Origin of the sequence: Paenibacillus sp. FSL P4-0184, from assembly GCF_038004625.1 — a bacterium.
In the GTDB taxonomy this organism is placed as follows: domain Bacteria; phylum Bacillota; class Bacilli; order Paenibacillales; family Paenibacillaceae; genus Paenibacillus_AQ.
Genome location: NZ_JBBORN010000001.1, coordinates 3566703 through 3592491, shown reverse-complemented (window position 1 = coordinate 3592491; position 25789 = coordinate 3566703). Strand labels below are relative to the sequence as shown.

General features: G+C 44.3%; 23 protein-coding genes. 4 read left to right on the top strand and 19 right to left on the bottom strand.

Annotated elements, in window-relative coordinates:
• The first annotated feature begins 35 nt into the window (after window positions 1-35).
• A complete protein-coding gene (locus MKY52_RS15680; RefSeq protein ID WP_341052198.1) occupies window positions 36-710 on the top strand; it encodes an SOS response-associated peptidase in 675 nt (224 codons plus the stop codon).
• A 77-nt stretch (window positions 711-787) separates the two neighbouring features.
• On the opposite strand, the gene MKY52_RS15675 is transcribed toward MKY52_RS15680, so the two are convergent.
• The 3 genes from MKY52_RS15675 to MKY52_RS15665 all read right to left on the bottom strand — a co-directional run bounded on the left by MKY52_RS15675 (window position 788) and on the right by MKY52_RS15665 (window position 3663).
• Complete coding sequence (locus MKY52_RS15675; protein WP_341052195.1) at window positions 788-1885, bottom strand: glycosyltransferase family 4 protein; 1098 nt, start codon at window positions 1883-1885, stop codon at window positions 788-790.
• 25 nt (window positions 1886-1910) lie between these two features.
• Window positions 1911-3119: a glycosyltransferase family 2 protein gene (locus MKY52_RS15670; protein ID WP_341052193.1), complete on the bottom strand. Its 1209-nt coding sequence runs from the start codon at window positions 3117-3119 to the stop codon at window positions 1911-1913.
• 169 nt (window positions 3120-3288) lie between these two features.
• Complete coding sequence (locus MKY52_RS15665) at window positions 3289-3663, bottom strand: hypothetical protein (protein ID WP_341052190.1); 375 nt, start codon at window positions 3661-3663, stop codon at window positions 3289-3291.
• Between the two features lie 199 nt (window positions 3664-3862).
• Between MKY52_RS15665 and MKY52_RS15660 the strand changes: the two genes are divergently transcribed.
• Window positions 3863-4228: a hypothetical protein gene (locus MKY52_RS15660; RefSeq protein ID WP_341052189.1), complete on the top strand. Its 366-nt coding sequence runs from the start codon at window positions 3863-3865 to the stop codon at window positions 4226-4228.
• Between the two features lie 114 nt (window positions 4229-4342).
• The gene (locus MKY52_RS15655; RefSeq protein WP_341052188.1) at window positions 4343-5479 is read left to right on the top strand and encodes a sialidase family protein; all 1137 of its coding nucleotides are present in this window, start codon (window positions 4343-4345) and stop codon (window positions 5477-5479) included.
• Window positions 5480-5701: 222 nt separating this feature from the next.
• Here MKY52_RS15655 and cymR read toward each other — a convergent pair whose 3' ends face one another.
• Window positions 5702-6121, bottom strand: a complete 420-nt coding sequence (cymR, locus tag MKY52_RS15650) for a cysteine metabolism transcriptional regulator CymR (RefSeq protein ID WP_042191066.1) — start codon at window positions 6119-6121, stop codon at window positions 5702-5704.
• A 292-nt stretch (window positions 6122-6413) separates the two neighbouring features.
• On the opposite strand from cymR, the gene mnmA reads away from it, so the two are divergent.
• The gene (gene mnmA / locus MKY52_RS15645; RefSeq protein WP_341053429.1) at window positions 6414-7535 is read left to right on the top strand and encodes a tRNA 2-thiouridine(34) synthase MnmA; all 1122 of its coding nucleotides are present in this window, start codon (window positions 6414-6416) and stop codon (window positions 7533-7535) included.
• Window positions 7536-7875: 340 nt separating this feature from the next.
• Here the strand turns inward: mnmA and MKY52_RS15640 are convergent, their stop codons facing one another.
• The 15 genes from MKY52_RS15640 to MKY52_RS15570 all read right to left on the bottom strand — a co-directional run bounded on the left by MKY52_RS15640 (window position 7876) and on the right by MKY52_RS15570 (window position 25664).
• The gene (locus MKY52_RS15640; RefSeq protein WP_341052187.1) at window positions 7876-9723 is read right to left on the bottom strand and encodes an oligopeptide ABC transporter substrate-binding protein; all 1848 of its coding nucleotides are present in this window, start codon (window positions 9721-9723) and stop codon (window positions 7876-7878) included.
• 19 nt (window positions 9724-9742) lie between these two features.
• On the bottom strand, window positions 9743-10648 hold the full coding sequence (locus MKY52_RS15635) for an ABC transporter permease (protein ID WP_076284830.1): 906 nt from the start codon (window positions 10646-10648) through the stop codon (window positions 9743-9745).
• 27 nt (window positions 10649-10675) lie between these two features.
• The gene (opp4B, locus tag MKY52_RS15630) at window positions 10676-11638 is read right to left on the bottom strand and encodes an oligopeptide ABC transporter permease (RefSeq protein ID WP_076284831.1); all 963 of its coding nucleotides are present in this window, start codon (window positions 11636-11638) and stop codon (window positions 10676-10678) included.
• Window positions 11639-11642: 4 nt separating this feature from the next.
• Complete coding sequence (locus MKY52_RS15625) at window positions 11643-12578, bottom strand: ABC transporter ATP-binding protein (RefSeq protein WP_341052185.1); 936 nt, start codon at window positions 12576-12578, stop codon at window positions 11643-11645.
• Window positions 12565-13581, bottom strand: coding sequence for an ABC transporter ATP-binding protein (locus tag MKY52_RS15620; RefSeq protein ID WP_076284833.1), 1017 nt, complete (start codon window positions 13579-13581; stop codon window positions 12565-12567). The genes MKY52_RS15625 and MKY52_RS15620 overlap by 14 nt, the downstream gene beginning before the upstream one ends.
• A gap of 374 nt (window positions 13582-13955) precedes the next feature.
• A complete protein-coding gene (locus tag MKY52_RS15615; protein ID WP_076284834.1) occupies window positions 13956-15260 on the bottom strand; it encodes a replication-associated recombination protein A in 1305 nt (434 codons plus the stop codon).
• A gap of 244 nt (window positions 15261-15504) precedes the next feature.
• On the bottom strand, window positions 15505-15786 hold the full coding sequence (locus MKY52_RS15610; protein WP_042191081.1) for a CD3324 family protein: 282 nt from the start codon (window positions 15784-15786) through the stop codon (window positions 15505-15507).
• 395 nt (window positions 15787-16181) lie between these two features.
• Entirely contained in the window at window positions 16182-18365 is a 2184-nt protein-coding gene (locus MKY52_RS15605; protein WP_341052184.1) for a HelD family protein, read from the bottom strand.
• 130 nt (window positions 18366-18495) lie between these two features.
• Window positions 18496-19794, bottom strand: a complete 1299-nt coding sequence (locus tag MKY52_RS15600) for an NCS2 family permease (protein WP_341052183.1) — start codon at window positions 19792-19794, stop codon at window positions 18496-18498.
• 241 nt (window positions 19795-20035) lie between these two features.
• A complete protein-coding gene (locus tag MKY52_RS15595; RefSeq protein ID WP_060621914.1) occupies window positions 20036-20791 on the bottom strand; it encodes a tRNA threonylcarbamoyladenosine dehydratase in 756 nt (251 codons plus the stop codon).
• A 66-nt stretch (window positions 20792-20857) separates the two neighbouring features.
• Window positions 20858-22636: an aspartate--tRNA ligase gene (gene aspS / locus MKY52_RS15590; RefSeq protein WP_042191089.1), complete on the bottom strand. Its 1779-nt coding sequence runs from the start codon at window positions 22634-22636 to the stop codon at window positions 20858-20860.
• 81 nt (window positions 22637-22717) lie between these two features.
• Window positions 22718-23971 (bottom strand): histidine--tRNA ligase, encoded by a 1254-nt coding sequence (gene hisS, locus MKY52_RS15585; RefSeq protein ID WP_341052181.1) that lies wholly within the window; start codon window positions 23969-23971, stop codon window positions 22718-22720.
• 197 nt (window positions 23972-24168) lie between these two features.
• The gene (locus MKY52_RS15580; RefSeq protein WP_256990000.1) at window positions 24169-24294 is read right to left on the bottom strand and encodes a hypothetical protein; all 126 of its coding nucleotides are present in this window, start codon (window positions 24292-24294) and stop codon (window positions 24169-24171) included.
• A 366-nt stretch (window positions 24295-24660) separates the two neighbouring features.
• Window positions 24661-25110, bottom strand: coding sequence for a hypothetical protein (locus MKY52_RS15575; RefSeq protein ID WP_042191093.1), 450 nt, complete (start codon window positions 25108-25110; stop codon window positions 24661-24663).
• Between the two features lie 44 nt (window positions 25111-25154).
• Window positions 25155-25664 carry a type 1 glutamine amidotransferase domain-containing protein gene (locus MKY52_RS15570; RefSeq protein WP_076284837.1) on the bottom strand — a complete coding sequence of 170 codons (510 nt, stop codon included), beginning with the start codon at window positions 25662-25664 and terminating at the stop codon, window positions 25155-25157.
• Between the last annotated feature and the right edge of the window lie 125 nt (window positions 25665-25789).

Genomic DNA, 25789 nt, shown 5'->3' with positions numbered 1-25789 from the left:
TGAACTTCTAATCTACTGACTGGGGAGTGTAAATAATGTGCGGACGTTATACAATAACTGTCACCATGGAAGAGCTGATGGTCAGATATTTTGCAAATGATTCAACCATTATCCACTATGCCCCAAAATATAATGTTGCGCCCATGCAGCAAATTCCGGCAGTCATTCATACAGGCTCCAGCAATAAGCTTGGGGAACTGCGTTGGGGTCTGGTTCCTTCATGGGCAAAAGATGACAAAATCGGCAATAAAATGATCAATGCCCGGGCAGAATCGCTGCTGGAGAAACCTTCTTTCAAGCGCTTAGTAAGCTCACGCCGCTGCATCATCCCATCTGACGGCTTCTACGAATGGAAGGTGCAGGGCAGCAGCAAACAACCCATGCGGATCGTGATGCGCGATGGAGGTATTTTCTCTATGGCCGGATTATATGATATTTGGATGGACCCTGAGGGTAATAAACTAAGTACCTGCACGATTATAACGACTACTCCGAACGAGCTTATGGCTGAAATCCATAATCGCATGCCGGTTATTTTGAAGCCTGAGGATGAGACAGAATGGCTGGATCGGGGCAATCAGGACACTACCTCTCTAATAAGACTCCTGAAACCGTATGATCAACAACTAATGCGAGCCTATCCAGTTTCCACGGCTGTCGGAAATGTTCGGAATGATGCGAAGGAATTAATTGAAGAGGCGCAGAAATAGAAGGATAAATTATAACGTAAGCATATAAATTCTTATATTTAAAAAAAACATCTTAACCCTGCGGCATAACCGCAGAGTTAAGACCATCGGCGCTCGATCTTAGACCGGCGTCTCATCAATTGATGAGACATCTGGAGAAATCTATCCGCATACAGTTTTGATGATAAGTTGTTTCGGATATGCCACTCCCCATTCACCCTGATCCTGGCTCGCAGCGCTGGATCATGCATTAAAGATAGAGCCGCATTCACAGCTTCATCCAGGTGCCCTCTTCTGTATATTTTTCCAGTATGATTATTAATGACAAGCCTTCGAATGCCATCTGAATCCGTAGTAAGTACAGGACAACGACACAACATCGCCTCTGCTACCGCATACCCAAATCCCTCGAGAATAGAAGTAGAACAGAGCAATCCTCCCGAGTCACCAATAATGCTCATATAATCTGCCATTTGCCCGTGAGGAACATTGGAATGCGAAATCAAACGTGAGGAAATCCCTGTCTCGGCTACAAATTGTTCGAAGCTCTCTTTTTGCTCCGGCTCAAACAAAGTATCGTCCTGAAAAATCCATAAATAAAGCTCGGGATGGGTCGCCAGCAGCCGTTGTCCGATTTGTAGAAATTCTCTCCAGTTCTTATTCGTTTGAATTCGTCCCACCCAGCCGAGGATGGGAAAGCTTTTTGCGGGATAATTGGTATATCCAAACTGATCGCAATCGATCGGATTGTCAAAGCAATATTGAGGAATAGATGGAAACCCACCTTTAAAAAGCGTCTGCAAATGGGTCGTTTCAGGATAGAGCAGCGCATCTGTTAACTTGTGAATCCGCTCACTAAAATTACTAATAACTTGCTCCGCTTCATCTAATGTCCCCAATCCCTGCACCTCAAAAACAAGCGGCCCCTTGTAACCAAACCCTCTGAACCTTTCCGCTAAGTAAATATCCGTACACACTACAATCAAATCAAAGGATTCTTGAGCAAGCAATCCCCTGATCTCGTCATCATTATTGGTAATATAGGTTTGAATATTAGGAATATTCTGCTGCCCTTTTCCAGGGTGTGTGTACAACAAATGACACTCTACACCGCGATCATGTAACGCTTGGCAGCGCACACGGTTCAGGGTTTGCATGCCTCCACTCGGGTTGAAGAAAGTGAACAAAATCTTCATTACGATCACTCATTCACATATTATTTTAGGAAAAATAAATCTTCAGCAAATCATACAAATCTGCGCTTCGAAACAGCTCATTATAGTAGTGAGTTTTGGTCGATGGGACATGTCTATGCCGGAACCCAATCAAGCTATGATCATCCGTATAATAATTGGAGATTGTGTCCCCACCGGTAGTAATCAAAGCTTCCAGCATGTATTCAATATCGAGTGCTCCAATGAAAATCTTGGGACCTAAAACTATCGTGTAGGGAGTGGACATGTGCTCTAACGCTCCACAAATCGCGTGCGACTCCACAACTCCTGGCATATAAACGAACTCAGTTGCAGGATGAGGGATTGAACCCAGTAGAGCCGATGGTTGACCCGTAAGTGATAAATCCAGCACCCGACACTCATAATTGCTATACGTCTGTTCATACAGATTCTCTATCCTCGCTATTTCCTCCGCACCAGCATTTACTACAGGAAATAAGATGGTAATCATAGGACGAATCCCTCTACGGAATCGTGCCTGATGGCGGGTCAAGTGGTACGTATATCTCCATCTCCGATGATTCTCAGTGGAATGTAACTGTGCAGATACACTAAAGGTAGAATCCACACGATAATTCACCAGCTCCACGGGGATAAAGCGAATATCACAATGTTCAGCCAGTCTTAGCCAGTAATCATAATCCTCCACCGGCTCCATTCCGTACCCCCCAACAAGCTTCGCAACCTGCGATTTGTACATGAAAGAAACACCAATAAGCGAGTAATCCAGCAATCTCTCTTTGGGCTGTGATTGGTAATTTCGCTGGGTAGCGAGTTGATGTTCGTTATGAAGTAGGTTTCCCTCGTTATCTATACTTTGAAAAGAACTGTACACGATTCCTAGCTCCTGCGGCCCCTTTACTAGTCCACCTCGAAGGATTTCGAGGAAACGGGGTTCATAAACATTATCGCTGGAGACCCAGCTCAAATACTGAATACTGGGTTCGCTAAACAAAAGATCAAAGCCCGTATTCAGTGCATGTGCGATACCCCTGTTCTGTACATAAGAGATAATAGTTACCCTCGGATCCTCGGCAATTATAGATCTCACAAGCGGTTCCATTTCTGGCGCACCATCAATTACAATGATCAGTCGAAATTCGGTGAAGGTTTGGCGCAGAACAGACTCCAGAGCTTGCCGGAGAAATTCCGGCTTTTGGGTATACAAAGGCATAACTACTCCTACATCCGCCATGATTTTTACCTCTCTCTACATTGGAGTATAAAATTAGTATATTTAAATTCCACCTTTGTGCCTGTGTGAATGCCTTTATGAGATTTATTGCGCCTAAAAAAAGAAGCAACCACCCTGTTTCTATCGGTGGTTGCTTCTTGATTACTGCATGATTGTCTAAACAATTACTCTATACAGGTATAGAAAGGGCGGTAATCTCCGTTAATTCCGATTGAAGCACTCTCTGATCGGTAACAAGATTTCCGAACTCATCCAATCCGTACGTAGAGCATAGTACATTTGCTAAAGGAAAAGGAGTACTTATCTGAACCTCGTAAGCGACATTCCCCGCAATGAAGAACTCTCTGATATCAGAACTCATTGCTGGAACATAATAACCTGTGACATAAAGCGGTGTTAGTGCAAGCGTTGAATACGGAACGCCGAAAACTTCGACGATTATCATTGCACTCGCGTTGCTTGTGTTGCGAACGCTGACCACTACATTACTTGCTGCAGTACCAGTAGCTCTCGTATTAGTAATAAGACCGGTTGTAAAAGCCATTTCCATCACTCCTCCCCTCATTTTCTATCAATTTATTCGGGAATAGTTTGTAAGTTGCGAGGCAAGAGGAAGGGGAGATTCATGGAATAATAGCATACCTCTCATATTTCCAATCTCCGCGATTTTTCTGATTTCCTTGTCCAAACACAATGAATCTCAATTCATATATATATAGCAAACTAATAAAGAGGTGAAGCTCATGGCAACAACAACAGGCATCATTACGAACACAGGGACTACCCCAGCATCCAACGTGAACATTAATATCGACAATGACAACCTTAGTTTTTCATCTAACGTAGTCTATCACGTTTACGTATGGAATACCTTGGTTAGTAAGGCTTTAGTCTACTCCAACTCATTGAATATTAATGCTAACACCAGCCAGTTTCTCGGTTTTAATATCGCAGGCAATTCAGCTTATGAAGTCCAATTTCTCGTAACTGGAAACGCACCAGCAGACACGATTATTACGGTATTCGGAACGGATTCGTCAGGAAACGTCATTCCTCATCAAAGAGTGCTGCAATCCGAACTTACTTTCATAGCTCAGCTGAACCCGTAAGTACCGAAAAATCTATGACGAAAGGAGCTTTGCATGGTTAATATTCAACTTTCGCCGAGCACAAGTGCTCAATTTGAGCCCACCATCGCGGTAAATTGGCTTAATCCTTCGGTTATGGTCGCCGTAGCTGTAGATCTTCGAACAGGCCCTCCCAATATAGGTTTGTACAAATCTATTGACGCAGGTGCCACTTGGACAACAACGTTATTGCCGTTACCGACAGGATTTGCAGGCATCGAAGCACCACATATTGATTATATTTTTCCGACCACTTTCGTAGTATTAGCCCACGCCTTCGATTCAGACGGTCTCAGCGGGTCGATCGTTTCCTATACATCTGCCGACAACGCCTCTTCATTCGGACCGCCAGTCATCGTGAATCAAGGGTTTGGGCAGTTTGTAAATGATGATCAGGTGGTCGTTGTCACCGACAAAGCTGGATCAAGTCCCTTTTTTGGAAATGTATATACTGGTTATACGCATGATTACAACACACAATTCATACCGGGAAATACGATATTCTTCAATCGTTCCCTAGATAACGGTAATACCTATTCCAGTCCCTCCCTGCTGTCTTCGGTCGAAGAATTCGAAGAATTCCCCGGTATAGCAATTACATTAAATGGGATTGTTATCGTGGGATGGATCAATCAGCCTCCCGGTAATACTGATCTTAAAATTCGCACATCCTCAGACGGCGGGGTCACTTTTACTCCTGAAACCATGGTCGCCAGCGTTGTAGTCCCACCAGATCCATTGCCGGGATATACATTTAGATGTCTGACATACCCTTCCCTCGCAGCAGATATTTCTAATGCACCGACGACGCGAGGTAATGTCTATGCTGTATGGCAAGATTTTCGAGAAGGTTATTCTGATATTTTTCTTGCTATCTCCACTAATTTTGGTGTAGATTGGGGGGCACCAATATCCATTACAGGTAGTCCGTTGGGCTCCCAAAACTTTTTCCCAGCCATCACCGTGTCCCCTGCGGATGGTGCAATATTCGTTACCTATTACACTAATCGAGTCAATCCCCTCAACCTTGATGTATATCTAGCTACATCTAGAGATGGGGGTAAGACGTTTATAAACACCCGTATAACGACAATATCCTTTGATGTCACCGGCATTCCCCTAATTGGGGACTACATCGGCAATGCCATTGTCCCCCAAACAGGCCGTCTAGTGAGCGTATGGACGGACACGCGGACCGGTACAGAGAACATCTGGTTTGGTGATAATCAATAAGCTATTAATAAACTTCTGATGATTAATTAAAAGGATGCCGAGCGAATATAGGGCATCCTTTTTTTTGCGTAACGAGAGTAACCTGGACCTTTCTCCCGGTAATCGAGAAGACAAGCTTCATTGATTACTCTGAATGTGGTTTTCCCATTAAAAAAGCCCCCAAAAAGGGGGCTTAAACATTGATAATACTATAACTTTAAGTTTTTATTCCATATACATTAACTATATGTAAAACATATAGTTGTCCGCCAAGCTCTCTTCTTTATAATTAATCAAGTCATGAAGAGTCGTGGAATCTAGTACGTCGGCGATGCTATCGCGAATACGCAGCCATAAATCGCGTTTTGCTGCATCATCTTCTTCAGTAAAATCTACTGGAGAAATTGGGCCCTCTAGCACACGAATGATGTCACCCGCTGTGATAGCACTAGCCTCACGTGATAAAATGTATCCACCGTATGCACCACGAATACTTTTTACCAGTCCTGCGTTACGCAGAGGAGCAATTAGCTGCTCCAGATAGTGTTCAGAAAGTCCATTTTTCTCAGCGATACTCTTAAGTGAGGTCGGTCCTTCACCAAATTTCAGTGCAAGCTCCATCATAATTGTTAGTCCGTAACGTCCTTTGGTTGATATTTTCAAAGGGGCACCTCTTTCGGTTTAGTGTCTAGTTATTGTATACTATTGATTCGGTAAGTCATGCGTTTGTCATATCAAGGTATTCCGATGATTACTCTTAGTTTATGTTATCATATTCGAAGTCACAAATGAAATGGCAAACGAAACATTTTGCAAGAATGTTCACCCCTGGTGGACATTTTTCTATTCTCAGCCTCTTATTTTAGGCTTTACAGTAGACAGGTATGTTATAATACATTTTGAGCCGGGTGTTCCATGAATGACCGGTATTTTGGGTACAGAAATGGTGATTACGATGACAAAAGCAAAACAAGACACCCGTGTCGTCGTCGGCATGTCCGGAGGGGTCGATTCCTCCGTCACGGCGCTTCTGCTCAAGCAGCAGGGCTATGACGTCATCGGCATCTTCATGAAAAATTGGGACGATACCGACGAATTCGGAGTATGTACGGCCGAAAGCGATGCAGAGGATGTTCGCCGCGTATGCGAGCAGATTGATATTCCTTACTATACCGTTAATTTCGAGAAGGAATACTTCGACAAAGTATTTTCTTATTTCCTCGATGAATATAAGGCCGGCCGGACGCCGAATCCAGACGTCATGTGCAACCGAGAGATCAAGTTCGGAGAGTTCCTGAACAAAGCCCTTCAGCTTGGCGCCGATTATGTAGCAACTGGACATTATGCACGTGTTATAGAAGAAGATGGTTTGTACAAGCTACTCCGCGGTGTAGACAACAATAAAGACCAGACCTATTTCTTGAATGCACTGGGACAGTATCAACTCTCTAAAGCAATGTTCCCGATTGGTCATCTTCCGAAACCGGAAGTTCGGAGAATTGCCGAAGAAGCTGGACTCTATACTGCCAAGAAAAAAGATAGCACAGGCGTTTGCTTCATCGGTGAGCGTAACTTCCGCGAATTCCTCAGCCAGTATCTTCCAGCACAATCGGGTGATATGGTAGATATAACAACTGGAGAAATCAAAGGCCGCCACGATGGACTTATGTACTATACATTGGGTCAACGCCAAGGCCTTGGCATTGGTGGCTCCGGTAACGGTGAACCTTGGTTTGTAGCCGAAAAAGACCTTAGCCGCAACATTCTTTATGTAGTTCAAGGAGACAAGCACCACAGCCTGTACTCCACTAGTCTGATTGCCTCCGGTGTAAACTGGATTAACGGGCAAGAGCTAGGTCTTGAGCCGCTAAAATGCACCGCCAAATTCCGCTATCGCCAGCCTGATCAGGGCGTGACCCTTACAGCACGGGGAGACGGAACGATAAACGTAGACTTTGATGTTCCACAAAAAGCGATAACACCTGGCCAAGCCGTTGTCTTCTATCTCGGTGAGCAATGTCTCGGTGGCGGAACGATAGAATATGCCGAGAAGGTTGTTCCTTCAGCGCAAGCTTAAGTGTATTCTATAACTTACAACATTAACTCTAATATACGAAAACCTAAGAAATAGCTGTATTTTATACAGCTATTTCTTGTGTTCAGAATCCCTTTTCGATTTAGTTGTAGTATGTACAGTTAAAATCACGCAATATCCCTTATTTATCTTCACATCCGGAAAATAGATGTATGAAGTACAGTTATATTACATTCTTAGATCTAACATTTAGGTTTTAGTTGCATGAAATACAACTAACCGACTTTGAAGCGAATATTAACCAAATGAGCGATTCAAATAGAATCAAACAAATAGCAGTTCAGGAAGCTCTCCCTGAACTGCTGTTCTGTGTTGTTTCTATTTACTGAGCTACTGCAGCTTTATCCGCAGAAACTGCTATGTCATTATAGTAAAGTCCTGTTCCATCACCTATTCCATAATTCAGTATACGGTTGTTGACCGGAACTAGGGCCGCACGATAAAGCGTAGGGAATACAGGAATCTCGTTAACCATAAACTGTTGCCATTCTTTATAGATCTCTTTACGTTTATTTACATCGAATGCATCCTCGGAGACTCCTTCGGTGAGCAAACGATCATTCTCTGCACTTGAGTAACGCGGGAAGTTAAAGATCGCGTCTTTACCATAAAGACCTGTTGGGTCAACATCAATCCCTACAGTCCAAGCACCTTGGTAAACATCCACAGAAGGATCATCCTCACCATTTTGTCCAACACGATCATAGAACGTATTAAATTCTACCATCTCCAAATTCACATTCAGACCAATCGCTTTCCAGGATTGTACATAATATTGAGCTAATGGTTCTGCAATGTCCGATCCTGTCATCGAGATGAAATTAATTTTCAGCTCACTGCCATCCGGATTCGTTCTAAATTCACCGTTAAGTTTGTAACCAGCGTCATCCAAGATCTTCTTAGCAGCTTCTGGATCATAAGGTACACCTGGATTAGAAGCATCATGGAATTCCGGATGAGAAGGTGGAATTAAAGTTGTAGCATTCCAGCGAAGACCACTATAGAATTTCTTACCCACTGTATCATTGTCTACAGCAGCCCACATAGCTTTACGCAGGTTCACATCCGCCATTTTAGCTTTAGGATCGGTAGCAACGACTTTTTTCTCTGCATCCCATTTACCTAGCTTAAATCCAATATACGTATATGCACGGTCAACAGCACCGAGATACTCGACATTTGACATTTTTGCATTATCTGGGAATTGATCGATAGGGAAGGCATCCACCAAGTCAACTCCACCAGACTTCAGTTCTTGCACAACAGTCGTAGGGTTGATTACCTTCAAAATTACTTTATCCAATTTAGGTGCGCCGCGCCAGTAATCTTCATTCTTAACGAATACTACAGACTCACCAGGAACGATACTTTCCACTTTAAAAGCTCCGAAGCCAATTGGCTTTTGACGAACTTCAGGGGATGAGGAGATTTTGGCAACATCCATACCACCAAAGATATGTTTAGCTAATGGATAAATCCATATGCCACCCGTTAACAGCGAAGGGGAAGATTTAAGATAAGTAATTTGCAGCTTCTTCTCACCCAGAACTTTAATACCAGAAATAGTCTTTGCTTTTCCGGAGTGGTATTCTTCCATACCTTCAATATTCGTAAAGTCAGAACCGTAACGTGGACCATCATATTTCGGATTACCAATAACCTCATGCGCGAACAGCCAATCTTCTGCTGTCACTGGCTTTCCATCCTGCCAGTTCACATTGTCGCGAATCGTAAAGGTAAAGGTCCGTCCATCTTCTGCTACTTCATAAGTTGCTGCACCATCATTCGTGTACACATAGTCTTTGTCCCAAGTTAACAAGCCTTCATCGAACCAATTCAGCACTTCAGCATCTGGAGCTCCAGAATAGAAGTTCAAGTTCAAGGTACCTTCAAACGGACTGTCGGAAACGAGTCCAAAAGTAATTGTTCCACCATCAATAGCTTCACCTTGATTAGTCTTAATGTTACTGAAATCTTTAATGTTATAAAGTCCGTCTTCTGCTTCAGGTGCTGCCGTCGCTTCTGCGGTTTCCGCAGGAGCACTGGCACTTGGTGCTGCTGTTGACTCAGCCGCTCCGTTGTTGTTCTTGGAGCCGCAAGCCGCAAGAGCGAACAACATTACTAACATTAATGAAACTAGTAAAGCTTTTGAACGAATGGCTTTTCTCATTTAATCATTTCCTCCCTTATTATCCTTTTCTTTGTCTTGCGTCGGTCGCACGTTTGAGCGCTTGACCCACATTATTTATACTCAACATCAGTACCAAGATCAGCAGTGATGCGGGTAACCAGATCCACCATCTGAACTCAAGCGTTTGCGGATTTCTCGCATAGCTTACAAGAGTACCCAGACTGGGTGTACTTTCTGGAAAACCAAAACCTAGAAAGGATAGGCCTGATTCCAATCCAATATTAGCTGCCAAATTTAAAGTCATCGTGACGATAATGATTGAGCTTAAGTTCGGCAGCACTTGTGTGAACATTATTTTCAGATTGGAGGAACCTAGGGTCTTAGATGCCTGAACGTAATCCAGTTCCTTCTCTTGTAACGTCTTGGAACGAATTAACCTGGCAATCCCCATCCATAGAAAGGCAGTCATGATAAAGGAGAAGGTTAGCGTATTGTATTTAGGAACTGCACTCACAAAAGCTATAACAATCATTATAAAAGGCAAAATCATGAAGAAATCTACAACACGCATCGAAATATTATCTATCGTTCCACCAAAGTAACCTGAGATCAAACCTACTAGAATACCGATGACTCCCGTAAAAAAAGTAACCATAAAAGCAATCGACATGGAATTTCGTGTGCCTATAATTAATTGACCGAATACATCCCGTCCTCCATAATCGGTCCCTAGCCAGTGTACAGCCGAAGGCTTCTCATAAAGGGCGAACAAGTCAACCGTAACAATTTCTTTTTGATCTAAAAATAAGGAAATCCCATAAACAGCGGCGATAATCGCAAATAGGAAAACCAGTGAGACCAAAGCCAATTTATCCCGGATAATCTCTCGCCAAACAATTCTGAAGCCTGATGGACTTTTATCTGTTTCCTGCAGCAGAGCTATCTCTGCGCTTGTCTTTGCCATTTCATTCACCTCAAAGTGTTCATCTTCTTATTTAATCCGGATACGCGGATCTACGATACTTAAGATAATGTCTGATAACAACGCACCGACGATGGCAGCAACCCCATACAGAAGAACTAGGGCCGTTACTACGCTGAAATCCCGGATCGTTATCGAGCTGAGGAACAGCATACCCATACCCGGATAGCTGAAGATACTTTCAACGAACACCGTTCCGCCGATCAGTCCAGTAATCTCATATCCGAAAAATGCAGCAATTGGCAGTAAGGAATTTCTCAATATATGTCGATTATAGACGCGCGACTCTGAAGCACCTTTTGCTCTTGCCGTGAGGATGAAATCCTTTTGTTTCGTATCAATGATCTCATTCCGCAAATATTGTACCGTTCCTACCGTTGCAATCAGTGCCATTGATAAAGCAGGGAGTAGCAAATGGTATAACTTACTCCAGAAGTGGCTTAGCGTACCCGGAACTTCCCCAGGACTAACACTGCCGCTAGTAGGAAACCAATGAAGATGAAATCCGAAGAGCCATACCATTAAGAGAGCGAAAATAAACAATGGTGCGGCAAAGCCAATATAGGTGTATCCAGTAATGAGGCGATCCAGCCATGAATCGTTATAACGACCACTAGTAATACCAAGTGGAATAGCAATAAGGTATGTAAGGATCAGCGTGACAATCGCCAGCCAAAGTGTATTCATGAGGCGTTGACCGATAAGCTCTGATACAGGCATTTTGAAACGGAAGGATTGACCAAAATCACCTTGAATCGCTTTAGTGATCCAATCCCAGTACTGGATGTACCACGGATCATTTAAGCCTAGTTTTTCTCTCATCGCATCGATGGCCGCAGGATCAATATTTGGATCAAGCATCCCTGATAACGCATCTCCCGGCATCGCCTTCGCCATTAGAAAAACAAGAATACTTAATAGAAATATTTGAGGAATCATAATAAGAATTCTACGAACAATAATCTTCCACATATTCTCAACCTTTCTCAGGCAAGGCTACCAGATGAGTCTCGGAAATGGATTTCAATGGATAAGGCATGCCTTGTTCATCAAAATAATTCCGGTGCGCTTGTTCATATTCCAGACTTACTGATTTTCTAAACTCCGTCTGCTTCTCTCTTTGCTTAGGATCAATATCAGGAATGGCAGCAATTAGACGTTTGGTATAAATATGGCGAGGATTGTCAAAAATATCTTTAGCAGTCCCTTGCTCCACATGACGTCCTTTATACATAATCCCAATGTGATCACACATATGCCTAATGATTCCGAGATCATGACTGATGAACAGAAACGTAAGATTCAGTTCTTTTTGAATATCCTGCATAAAATTGAGCACCTGTGCCTGTACGGAAACATCCAGCGCAGAGACAGGTTCATCTGCAATAATCAACTTCGGTTTGAGCGCAATAGCTCTTGCAATACCGATCCGCTGCCGCTGACCGCCAGAGAATTCATGCGGATATTTAAGAATATTTTCAGGACTTAATCCAACCTGCAAAAGCAATTCCTGCACACGTCTTTTTTCTTCGCCCGGAGACATCTTTTCGAAATTACGTAAGGGTTCAGCAATAATATCCAGCACACGTTTCTTAGGATTCAAGGAAGAGTACGGATCCTGAAAGATCATCTGAATGTCCTTGCGAATATTTTTTTGCTTACGTACACCCTTTGAAGCCAAATCCTGTCCTTCAAAAATCACACTGCCGCTAGTAATAGAATTGAGTCCAATGATTCCACGACCAGTAGTCGTCTTACCTGATCCGGATTCACCAACCAAACCGTAAGTTTTGCCTGCTTCAATAGTAAAACTAACATTATCAACTGCCTTGACTACGCCAATTCCCCTTCGAAAAACGCCGCCGTGGATTGGAAAATGAACTGCTAAATTTTTAACCTCAAGAAGTCCCATTGTAGATTGCCTCCTCGTTAGTATCCGGGAAATGAAAGTTATTATGGCAGGTGCAGCGAACAAAATGCCCTGGGGCTACTTCATGCAGCTGCGGATTTTCCTCATGTTCCCATTCCGGAATCCAAGGTGTTCGGGCCGCGAAACGACATCCTTTACGCGGAAGATTCTGTAATGGTGGGACAATTCCCTGAATCACATGAAGTCTAGACTTCTCTTCTTTAACGGTTGGAATGGAGTTCAACAAGGATCTTGTATACGGATGCTTCGGATTAGACGTTAATGTATAAATATCTGCGATTTCTACGATTTGCCCGGCGTACATTACCGCAACCCGATCAGCCATTTCACTGACAACCCCTAGATCATGGGTAATTAAGATAATGCCTGCTTGCATATCGTTTTTTAATTTTTTTATAAGTTCAAGAATTTGCAATTGGATGGTTACATCTAGTGCCGTAGTCGGCTCATCGGCGATCAAAAGCTTGGGGCCGTTGGCAATCGCAATAGCAATCACAACCCTCTGCCTCATTCCACCAGATAATTCGTGGGGGTACTGCTGATATGTATGTTCGGGACGGGAGATTCCAACCTTGGTCAAAAGATCAATGACCTTCTCTTTTCTTTGCTTCTTCGAAAGCTTGGAATCATGTAGGATGAGTACTTCTTCAATCTGTGAACCGATAATCATGAGTGGATTTAATGCGGATAAAGGATCTTGAAAAATCATAGACATTTCTTGACCGCGCAGCTTGTTGAGTGCAGCAGGAGACATAGTAACGATATCCTGACCTTTGTATTTGATTTCTCCGTCTATTTTGGCCCTTGTGTGCAATCCCATAATTGAAAAGGCGAGCGCACTTTTTCCTGAGCCGGATTCTCCAACAATGGCAAGAATCTCATTTTTGCGAACGGACAGGGTAACATCGTCTACTGCAGCATAATAGTCATCTACGATTCTGAACGATGTGGACAAATTCTTGATTTCTAGTAATTCTTCGCTCAAATTAATCCCCCTAACGGCAAAAGTTTCAAAATTTACCCAATGAAATATTATGTAAATTTTGATATAACAGCATTCTTTTCATGAAACATATCAAACATTGACTGTTATGATTATTAACACCATTAAGAATAGTACAAGTACTTCCATCGGAATTAAAACTTGTTTCTCCGTAACTTTGTAGTTCATTTTAATTAACTTATGGTAAATTATCAATCTTTTCCTATAAAAAAAATTCGTTCATGTGATTAAAAGTAACGCAGACAACAAAAAAACGGCTCTAGGCCGCCTTTTTTTGGAATAAATATTTTTTTGTGTTACATTAAATTTATTTGCTTATTAGCATTAAAATGGAAGATACTACAGTCACTGGTGGACTATTGTTCTCGTCGGAGTCGTTGGTTGTGACGGATTTTAATTTCATTCCCTTGCTCGGTCGCTTGATAAAAGACACGCTGAGAAATCTCCTTAGGCAGATACTCCTGTTTCACATAATGCCCCGGAAAATTGTGCGGATATTGATACCCTTCATGCCCTAGTGCAGTAGCACCTTTATAGTGTGTATCACGTAAATGTAGCGGTACCTCAGCGGATTTAATCTCATCCATACTCGCCATTGCATTTGAAATAGCAGTATAGACGGCATTAGACTTCGGACTCTCCACCGCGAAAAGAATGGCTTGCGCAATGTTCAGCTTCGCTTCTGGCCAACCGTTATTCCTATAGGCTTCAAGCGCACTCACCGCTTGGACCATAGCCTGGGGATTAGCTAAGCCAATATCCTCACTGCTCGCTGCAATTAGTCGACGAATAAAAGTCATTGGGTCCATCCCCAATTTCTCTACCGCATACAGAAACCAGAACAAGGCAGCATCACTAGAACCTCGAATGCTTTTGTGAAAAGCAGATAGAACATCATACTGCGTCGATTCATCTGCCTTCACAATGGGGCGCCGAATCGACTCTTCCGCCACCTCCAGCGTGATATGCACACTCCCGTCTACCTCCGGAGCAGTAGTTAACGCTGCTAGTTCCAGAGCATTTAAAGCCCGCCTGATATCTCCATTAGCCATGGTAGCAATATGCAGCAATGCTTCTTCATCGACCTGAAGCTCCATGAATCCAAGCCCTCTATCCTTGTCTGCTAAAGCTCTGCGCATCGCGACCAGACTGTGTTCACTCGTTAGCGCCTCTAGCTGAAACAAGGTAGAACGGCTCATAAGTGCTCCGTTAACGTAATGGAACGGATTCTCCGTAGTTGCGCCAATAAATGTAATGGTACCTTTTTCTACTGCTGGCAATAGCGCGTCCTGACGTGAACTGTTAAACCGATGCACCTCGTCCAGAAAAAGAATCGTCTTAGAACCGTAAAGTGTTTTATTATTTTGAGCTCGTTCAATGACCTCCCGTACATCCTTCACAGAAGCCTCCACCGCATTCAGGCGTACGAATTCACCTTGTGTGTGATGAGAAATGATATGAGCTAATGTTGTTTTGCCACATCCAGGAGGTCCATAAAGCAAAATCGAAGAGACCTGGTCTGCCTCGATCGCTCTTCGCAACAGCTTTCCCCGGCCTATGATATGTTCTTGACCAATATATTCATCCAGATTCTCCGGTCTCATTCGGTCCGCAAGCAACCGTCCGCTCCCGTTGTCCTCTCCCATAGAAAATAAATCCATAACTCCACTTCCTTGCTATATTCTTATAAAAGCCAATGTACATCTCCCATTATCATACCATAGACTTATTTTTCACAAAAAAATAAAAAGAGCATGATCTCGTCTTAGAAAGGCGGGAGCCATGCTCTTTTTTCAAAATATACGAAAGTATAGGTTCCACGCTATACTTTATCCTTATTATTTCTCGCATAAACGCTTACCGTCCTTATAGGGACGCCAAAGGCGTTTATGCTTGAATTGTACGCTAGCAATTTATTGCCAGCCGCATTTTTGATATTATTTTCCGAATGCTCTCTTCCGACAGATGATACTTCTTCTGAAGCTCTGCTACGGAATCGCCTTTTCGATGACAACTGAAAATTTCCTCATTGCGGTTTGCTATCTCTTTCCTCGAACCGCTGTTCTCGCCCCATCTAACCCGCTCTTCCGTTTTCTTCGGGATGTAGAGCAGTTCACCTTGGATGTATCCCTGAAGCTCTTTGAGCAAGCCAGGGGGGAGCACATCCTTCCCATTTACATAACTCAACTTGCATTTCCTCCTTCAACAGGTGTGTTCCTATGCGTCCGTCAACTACTGATAAAGTAATTTCCACGTCACCTGCCTCCTTTCTTCTCCTCATATTTGGAAAAATCCGTAATTTCATTATATAAAAACCTCTTGGTAGCGTCTACATTCTAATTCACATTTCGTAATCCTAATTGATAATCGGTACATATATCTCATGTTTTGAAATAAGGAGGCCTTACGGCCTCCTCGCTTTAAGCGGGTTTCCGTCTTAGACGGAAACCACCTCGTATACTGAAATCATCTCACTCAGCCTCCTTCCAGAAGTGTTCTTGCCCGGCCGGACACTTATTATTAAGCCATACCCGTAGGGGAGTTACAAGTTCAAAAACAGTTATAACTGTTCTCCACCAGTCTTAGCTCCCCTCAGAATCGCTTTCAGCCGCCGTTTGCACATAGGAAGGTATTTCCCCATTATGGAGTAACCACAGCTCGTGAAGCGCTCGTGTACAGCCTACATACATCAGCTTCGCATCCCATGCTGTCGCTCCGTAATGTTCTTGATCGGCATCTGCTAAGATGACCGCATCAAATTCCAAACCTTTAGATAAATACACAGGTAGTACCGATAATCCACCCTGATATTGCGTCATACTACCGTCGATCAGATGAATATCTTCAAAATGCTGCTCCAGTTCAGCGTACAGCTCTGTGGCTTCACGTAGACTACGTGTCAGCACAGCCACCGTACGATATTCCCTTCCAGACAGGGACTTCAGTGCCGATTGTATAGTGCTCAAACGAGCATTTCCTTCAGCTTCCCGTTCTCCGACTATTTCACCGTAGGCGATCATCCGAACAGGGTCCCCACTACGAAAGACAGGAACAGCCAACAACGAACTTTCTACTCCCGAGGATAGAATTCCATTAGCGAAGTCTATAATTTCCATGGTTGAACGATAGCTGCGTGTCAGCGCATGGTAAGCCGTGTTCTCAGGGGCAAATAAGGTCTGCATCTCTTCCCATGCGTGAACACCTTTATAAGCGTGTATACCCTGCGACAGATCGCCTAGAATGGTAAAGGAATGTCCACGCACGTATAAATCCAGCACGGCAATTTGGAAGGGGGAGAAATCCTGGGCTTCATCGATCACCACATGATCAAAACGAGTGCCGCCTTCGTTCCCATTCAAAAGATAATAAATATACAACAGCGGTGGTAAATCCTCTTCACGTATAATCCCTTTTTTCAGCTCTTTTGCCGTTTCCTTCAGCACAGCTGCTGGAATATTCTCAGGTGGATCCACCGGCCAATCTTCCGGGACTTTAGCCGCACGAAAGATTTGCTTGTAGATCGTCAGTGGATCATACTTAGGCCATTTTGCACTGTATGCTTTTTCTCGCGCAGCACCTTTTTTCTTGCGATCCTTCATAGCTGCAGCTGACGGACTTTTCTTCAGCTCCATCTCAATCCAGCGATGTATCCGTGCCATTACACGTTCCTTACGCTTCGCTGGCGGATAAGGAGCGTACTCCTCATTATGCCAGCGCAAGATCATGGAGCGGCGCAGTACAGCACCTTCCCATGGGATAAAATCACCCTCAGGTACCGAGCTGCTTTCCAATAGCTTGATGCTGGACTCTATTATTCCCATCAACACCGTAGAACCCTTGAAGCGTCCAGGTGTCTCTTCTGTAATCACAGGCATGCCGCCCGGAGTTTCGAACCAACGGTTCATCGTCTCCGTAGCATCTTGCTCTGGAAGCTCCAGACCTAGTACATTTGCAGCCCAATCCGGGAAAGTGCTCTGGGCAATATTTCCTACACCAAGTTCAGGCAGTACATCCGAAATATAATCCAGAAACATCCGGTTCGGTGCAAAAATAATCATTTTTTCTGCAGAGACCTGATCTTTGTATTGATACAGCAGAAAGGCTAACCGGTGTAGTGCAACTGTAGTTTTACCACTTCCTGCTACGCCCTGAATGATCAATGCTGTATTTTTGGCGGCACGGATAATCTTGTCCTGTTCCTCCTGAATGGTCGATACGATATCGCGGAGACGATTATCTTTGTTCTCACCCAGGCGATAGACGAGAAACTCATCTGACACCACAGGTGCGTCACTCTCCCGGTTATACGTATCTGCGACCCGCTCCAGAATCTGCTTCCGGATCACCACGTTGCGCTTGAGGTATACCAGTCCTTCTATCAGCCCCTCAGGAGCTTCATAGGAGGCAGGCTCCGTACCACCGGTAAACGAATAGAACAGGCTTGCTACCGGTGCGCGCCAGTCGATGACTAGCGGACGGTCGCTTACCTGCTCGCGGTCTACGCCGATTTTGCCTATATAGAGTGCCTTTCGCTGCTTCTCATCATTGCCCTGAAAATCAAGCCGTCCGAAATAAGGCTCCTGCCGAAGCTTGGCAAGATCTTTGCGCTTCTGATCACGGTTCGCTTCTAACACCTGTTCCGTATAATCATGTCCCGTGTATACCGGAGTCTGGTTAAGTTTCTCCAGTAAGGTGTCAATCTCAGTAAGCGCTTGATTCAGCCTGTCTTCTTCCTCTTGATAGGCACTTTGAAAGTTGTCTTCCAATTTCAGTTACCTCCTAAAAGTTTATCGAGCTTAAATTTTCATTCTCCTCATTCCCTCTTCTCACGCAAAAAGGATACCCATTGTAGCATAATCAGCACTAAAATACCAAATCTTTCAAGCGAACATACGACTACAGCACAGCTTGCAAAATAAAGTTAGCTACAAATAAACCCGCAATCCCATACAGTGCAGGAGGTACTTCCTTGCCCTTGCCCACCGCAAGCTTCACGATCGGATAAGTAATAAATCCAAAAGCCATACCATCTACGATGCTATAGGTGAATGGAATCATGACCATGATTAGGAAAGAAGGAAAGAGCTCTGTTAAATCTCCCAAGTCCATTTCACGCACATTCTGTACCATAAGCCCACCGATTACAATCAAGATCGGAGCGATAGCACTGTCTGGAATGTAGGAGAGCAGAGGGAGGAACAGGAATGTCGCCCCGAACAGCAGCCCTGCCACGAGTGAGGTCAGTCCCGAACGTCCACCTGCAGCAATACCTGCATTAGATTCCGCAGCGGCTACTACAGGACTGCTTCCGAAGAGACCTGCAGCGATATTGGCAATAGAGAGTGCTCGTAAGCTACTCTTGAAGCGCTCAGGACGCCCTGCCATCATAGTCTGTGAGGCGACTAGCCCAATATTTTCAAATACAACAATTAAGAGCAGTAAGAAAACAGCAATCCAGAACACAAGGCTCACTATGCCGCTCCAGTCCATTCCCAGAAATAAGCTTTCATAACCCGTAAATACATGACCGGATGCCTGCTTATCAGGCGCGTGAGCCGCTCCCAGCAAGTAGGCTAGACCTGTACCAACCAGCATACTTATAAGCAAACCACCGTTGGTCCCGCGGATAAACAGTACTAAAGCGAGTAACAAGGTTACACAGGAAGTAATAACTGCTGGATCGCTAAAATGTCCTATAGCAACAAACGTGGTCTGATGTGCAATCACAATCCCGCTTTTTTGCAGTCCTATAAAGGTCAGAAAAAGCCCTATCCCGACCGTAATGGCATGCTGTAGGTTTTGAGGAATCGCCTCACTTAGAATCCGATAGAGCGATGTGAAGGCCACGATAGCGAATAACACACCGGTTATTACGACTACAGTAAGCGCCTCTCTCCAACCTAAATTCATAGAATGTACAAGTGTGTATGTGAAAAATGCGTTTATCCCCATTCCTGGTACCACGATGATCGGTGTCTTCCCACCAAAGGCCATCAGTAGACAGCCTGTAATGGCAGTCAATAGTGTAGCCACCATTGCTGGTCTAAGCGGCATACCCGCATCATGAAGAATGGCAGCATTCACCATCACAATGTATACCGAAGCAAAATACGAAAGGATCCCTGCAGCCCACTCCCGTTTCCAGTCATTCTCAGGTGCAAGCCCTACACTATTTCGCCAAAAATTTGATTTCATGTACAAAAACCTCCACTGATATTAAGTTCCGCAGGCGGATTTTACCCGGATAATAAGGCTTATAATCAACGGTTCATCCCGGTTCAACTATTATGCCTATTTGTGGTCTGCATCTTGCAGACCCGCCTGTTAACCACAACAAAAGGGCGTACGCAACTGGATTTCAGCTGGTCGCCCTTTTGGTCCATTTTACTACTACTACTACCGCTATAATTGAAACAGCTTCAGCTCAGCGATTCACTTACACGCTGACGCCTCCAGCCTCAAGCAAATCACGCACGGCAACACTGACCATGATCAGGCCTGCTACCGGCGGAACGAAGGCGTTACTAGCTGGTGGTTGTTTCGCTTTACGTCGATCCGGCGCATTCTCCGGAACGATCTTATCCGTAACATCCTGACGTGGCTTCATTGGCGGCTCCGTAGAGAAAACCACCTTCACGCCTTTCTTAATTCCTTCCTTACGCAGTTTCTGACGAATGACACGCGCAATAGGGTCATAAGTTGTCTTGGAAATGTCCGCTACCTGGAATCTTGTAGGATCCATTTTGTTGGCAGCGCCCATGCTTGAGATCATTGGAATTCCACGGGACAGACATTCTTTGATCAAATGAACCTTATAAATAATCGTATCCGAAGCATCGAGTACATAGTCAGGTTTTAATTTGAACAATTCCTCATAGGTTTCTTCCGTATAGAACATGTTGAGCGCAATCGCTTCGCATTCGGGATTAATCAGCTTAACACGGTCTACCATCAGTTCAGCCTTTTTCTGCCCAACCGTGGTGGTGAGTGCATGAATCTGCCGATTCACATTAGTAATGTCTACCGAATCCTTATCAATCAGAATCAGTCTGCCGATGCCGGTACGCGCCAAAGCCTCAACAGCCATACCGCCAACACCGCCGATGCCTAGCACCGCTACCGTGCTGTTCTTCATTATTTCCAGACCTTCCGGCCCGATCGCCAGTTCCGTGCGTGAGAACTGATGTAGCATGAGGTTCAGCCTCCTTCAAAAGATTTGGCGAAGCAGAAATCTGCCTCGCCCGCTTCGATTAGTTAATTATTCTTTTTCTTTCTTCGGTTTAAGCGCCAGCTTAATGTGAAGCTGCTCCAATTGTGAACCATCTACTGGCGAAGGTGCATCCATAAGTAGATCTGTTGCACTTGCCGTTTTCGGGAATGCGATGGTTTCACGCAGATTTGTACGACCGGACAGTAGCATAACTAGACGATCTAAACCGAAAGCGATACCACCGTGTGGAGGTGTACCATATTCGAACGCATCCATCAGGTAGCCGAACTTCTCATAAGCAACCTCTTTCGTAAATCCAAGGGCTTCGAACATCTTCTCCTGTACTTCGCGTTTGTAAATCCGCATGGAGCCTCCGCCTACTTCATAACCGTTCAGAACGATGTCATAAGCTTGTGCACGGATCGCACCTGGATCTGTGTCAAATAGATGCAGATCCTCTTCACGTGGACGAGTGAACGGATGGTGTTCTGCTACATAACGTTTCTGATCTTCGTCATATCCAAGGAGTGGGAAGTCTGTAACCCAAGCGAACTTGAACACGTTATCGTCAATCAGACCGAGCTGACGTCCAATTTTAACACGAAGGGCGCCTAGAACGTCTGCTACAACCTTTTTATTATCAGCGGAGAAGAGGAGAAGGTCGCCTTCTTCAGCGCCTGTACGTTCCTTCACAGCCGCAATTTCTTCTTCGGAGAAGAATTTCACAATCGGCCCTTTGAATTCGCCGTCTTTCACTTGAATCCATGCCAAGCCTTTCGCGCCATAGCGAGCAGCATAAGGTCCGAGGTCATCGATTTCTTTACGAGTCCAAGTGCCACAGCCTTTAGCATTTAGACATTTCACTTCGCCGCCTTTTTCGATTACAGAAGCGAATACCTTAACACCGCTAGTAGCAACAATATCGTTCATTTCTACAAGCTCTAATCCAAAACGCAGATCAGGTTTGTCAGAACCGTATTTGCCCATAGCATCAGCATAAGTCAACCGTTGGAACGGAAGCTCAATATCTGCTCCTACAGTTTCCTTGAACAGACGCTGCATCAGCTTCTCCATCATACCAAGCAGTTCATCTTGTGACAGGAATGAAGTCTCAATGTCGACTTGAGTGAATTCAGGCTGACGGTCAGCACGCAAATCTTCATCACGGAAACAACGAGCAATTTGGTAATAGCGCTCAACGCCGCCGACCATCAACAATTGCTTGTAGATTTGTGGAGATTGCGGCAATGCGAAGAATTCGCCTTCATGCACACGGCTTGGTACCAGATAATCACGCGCGCCTTCCGGTGAGCTCTTAGTTAGGATCGGTGTTTCTACGTCGATGAATCCTTCACTGTCAAGGAAATCACGGAAAATCTTAGAAGCTTTCGAGCGAAGCAACAAGGTTCTTTGCATCTCCGGACGACGAAGGTCCAAATAGCGATATTTGAGACGCAGAGACTCGTCTACTTCCACACCATCTTCGATGAAGAACGGAGGTGTCTTAGCTGCGTTCAGCACTTCAATGTCCGTAATTTGAACTTCAATTTCACCTGTTGGCAGGTTGCGGTTAATGGTTTCCTCATCACGTTTAACAACCTTACCTTTAACAGCCAGGACGTATTCACTACGAACCTTATCAGCAATTTGTAAGGCTTCGCCAGAGTAGTCTGGGTTAAATACAACTTGCACAATACCGCTTCTGTCACGCAGATCAATAAATAGTACGCCCCCAAGGTCGCGGCGAGTCTGCACCCATCCGTTCAAGGTTACTGTCTGTCCAATATGTTCTGGTGTTAACTGTCCACACTGATGACTTCTTTGCATAATTTATCATTCCCCTTCATGGTTAAAAATACATTTTTAATCTTTCTCTATACAGTCACCATAAGACGTTAGTCAGATGGTCTAAACTAGTGCCTGACCCAGCTCATCCAGCTTCACAGTGCGCTGCTCCCCTGTATTCATCGACTTCACGGTAATTACACCATTCTTCAGCTCATCTTCGCCAAGAATCGCAGTATAACGTGCCGACATACGGTCTGCGGATTTCATCTGTGCCTTCATTTTCCGGCCCAGGTAGTCACGTTCTGCTGAGAACCCTTGGCTGCGCAGAATATATAGCTGCTTAGAGATTTCGATATCAGCTGCTTCACCGAGAGCTACGAAGTACACATCCAGTGGCTTCGCCGTCTCCAGCTCTACCTTCTGATCCTCCAAAATGAGGAGAATTCGTTCAAGTCCAATCCCAAAACCAATACCCGGTTGATCCGGTCCACCAATTTCTTCAACCAAACCGTTGTAACGGCCTCCGCCGCCCACGGTATCAATCGTACCAATACCTGCTGCTTTATATTCAAACGCTGTATGCGTGTAATAATCCAGTCCTCTTACAAGGCGAGGGTTAATGGTGAATTCCACACCCATGATATCAAGGTGCATCTTCACCTTTTCAAAATGAGTCGTGCACTCTTCGTCCAGACTATCCAAAATGGAAGGCGCATCTGTAAATTTATCTTGATCTACCTTACAATCCAGCACGCGAAGCGGATTACGCTCAATACGACGCTGACAGTCACTGCAAAGGGTATCCTTCATTGGTCTTAAGAAGCCCAATAGCTTCTCCCGATAAGCTGCACGGCTAGGTGCGTTACCGACAGAATTGATTTCCACTCTTACATCCTTAAGGCCAAGATCCTTATAGAATTGATAGCCTAAGGAGACTACTTCCGCATCAATAGCCGGATCCACAGCTCCAAAAGCCTCAATACCAAACTGATGGAATTGACGATATCTACCTGCCTGTGGACGCTCATAACGGAACATAGGTCCGATATAATACAGCTTACTTACATCAGGTTCACCGTAAAGCTTGTTCTGAACATAAGCTCTAACGACACCAGCCGTTCCTTCTGGACGCAGCGCCAGATCACGATCGCCTTTATCCTTGAACGTGTACATCTCGCCTTCTACAATATCCGTTGTTTCGCCTACTCCACGCTCGAATAACCCCGTATTCTCGAACATCGGTGTACGGATTTCACGGTAATTGAAACGACGGCATAAATCTCTAGCCTTCCCCTCAATATACTGCCATTTCTCCACAGCTCCCGGAAGCACATCCTGCGTTCCTGTAGGTTTCTCGAATCTTTCTTTAGCCACAGTCTATCCCTCCTAAAAAATACCCCTCTAAATCTGCTCTCTTCATCACTTCATCATGCTAAACAAAACAAAAAATCCCCCGCCCTGTTTATAAAAAACAGGGACGAGGGATTATCATAACCAATAATACACCCGTGGTACCACCCACATTCCGGATCAGAACCATTCTGAATCCGCTCAAAGCGGTTAACGCCCGCCTACGCATAACGGCTACTGATAGCGGCAATATGCATTGCCCACTTTCGCCGTACGTTCTCGGGGAGGTCATTCATTCGCTCATCAACAGAATCCTTGCAGCCAAGCAGAAACGATAGATCATCCATTGTACTGGATATCATCTGAATCTACAGGGGATTCCTCTCTGGAGTTGTGGGTCCTCGAATTACTTGTTCCCGTCATCAAAACCATATGATAAAATCGTATATTTTTAAATTCTACTGAACTACTGCGCTAAAGTCAAGGCAGGAAATGCGAAGCTGAATAAAAAATTCGACAACTTTCAACTTTTGACCTTTAACTTCAACCGTTACAAAAAAAATGACCTGCAGCCAAATGCTGCAGGTCCATCATCATATATTATTAAAAAGGGGGTCATGCCTTTATTATAAACACGCTATATTAAGGAAACATGTATGTAATATTACGATTATATTACATTCATGAAAGCGGTTTATTTTAATAGATTGTTGTTAATCGAATTGCTCTACAAATGCTCCTTTGCCCCGAAGGGTTTCCACAACCTCATTATAATTCTCTTCTGCAACACTTAGGTCCATCACATAACGAAGTTCACTTAAATCCCCATCCTCGAGCTCTCCATCTGCTACATCCGCACTAACCTGGTCTTCATCCACGCTATAATGGGTCTCAGGCTCATCACGCGTTTCGGAGGCGGCAACACCAGGGGCCAACATAGCTCCAGCTGCCGGAGTGCTACCCGTTCCAAGCGTCCCTACTGTACCTGCGGCTAACGTCGTATTACTAAACGGGGCTATCGGAAACAGAATTCTACGATCTTCCCCAATAGGGTCTGTGAGTGGCCATACCTCCAAGCCATCTACCTTGTAACTAATCAATGCTATTTTAGCACCTTCTGCTTCATTTTCCGTTCTAAAATATGCTTGGATTTTTCTGGTCATTACCATTACCTCCTTTAGATTATAAGACTCAGTGTTATAAATTGCTATTGCAGGACCTTCAATATTTCACGAACGAAGGCAGGCTCATCTTTCGGGGTACGCGAAGTAATGTAATTACGATCAACTACCACTTCTTCATCTTTAAACTCCGCACCAGCGTTCACAACATCATCTTTCAACGGAGGATAACAGGTGATGGTACGTCCTTTAAGCAAGTCTGCACTGATCAGAATTTGGGGTCCGTGGCAAATAGAAGCGATAGGCTTACCAGCTTCGTTTGCTTCTTTCACAAACTTCAAAATATCTGCATTTTGCCGTAAATTTTCTGGGGAAGAACCTCCAGGAATTACTATCGCGTCATAATTACCTGCTTGAACGTCAGCTATGGCTTTATCGGCTGCGTAGGAGACTTCCTTCTTTTTGCCTAGTAAGGTCTCACCCTTCTTTAAACCAATAATGTCAGCTTGATGTCCTGCCTTTATAACTTCATCGTAAGGGACCTTCATCTCAGAATCTTCAAAATCATTAGCTAGTAAAAATGCAACATTACTCATGTGATAAGTTCTCCTCTCTGCTTGTGCAAATGAATAGGTACTTATTGATCTTTCTTGTCGTCTATTACCCTTATCACAATGATTTCTAACCTCTAATCAGAAAATATCCCCGGTTAACCGCATCA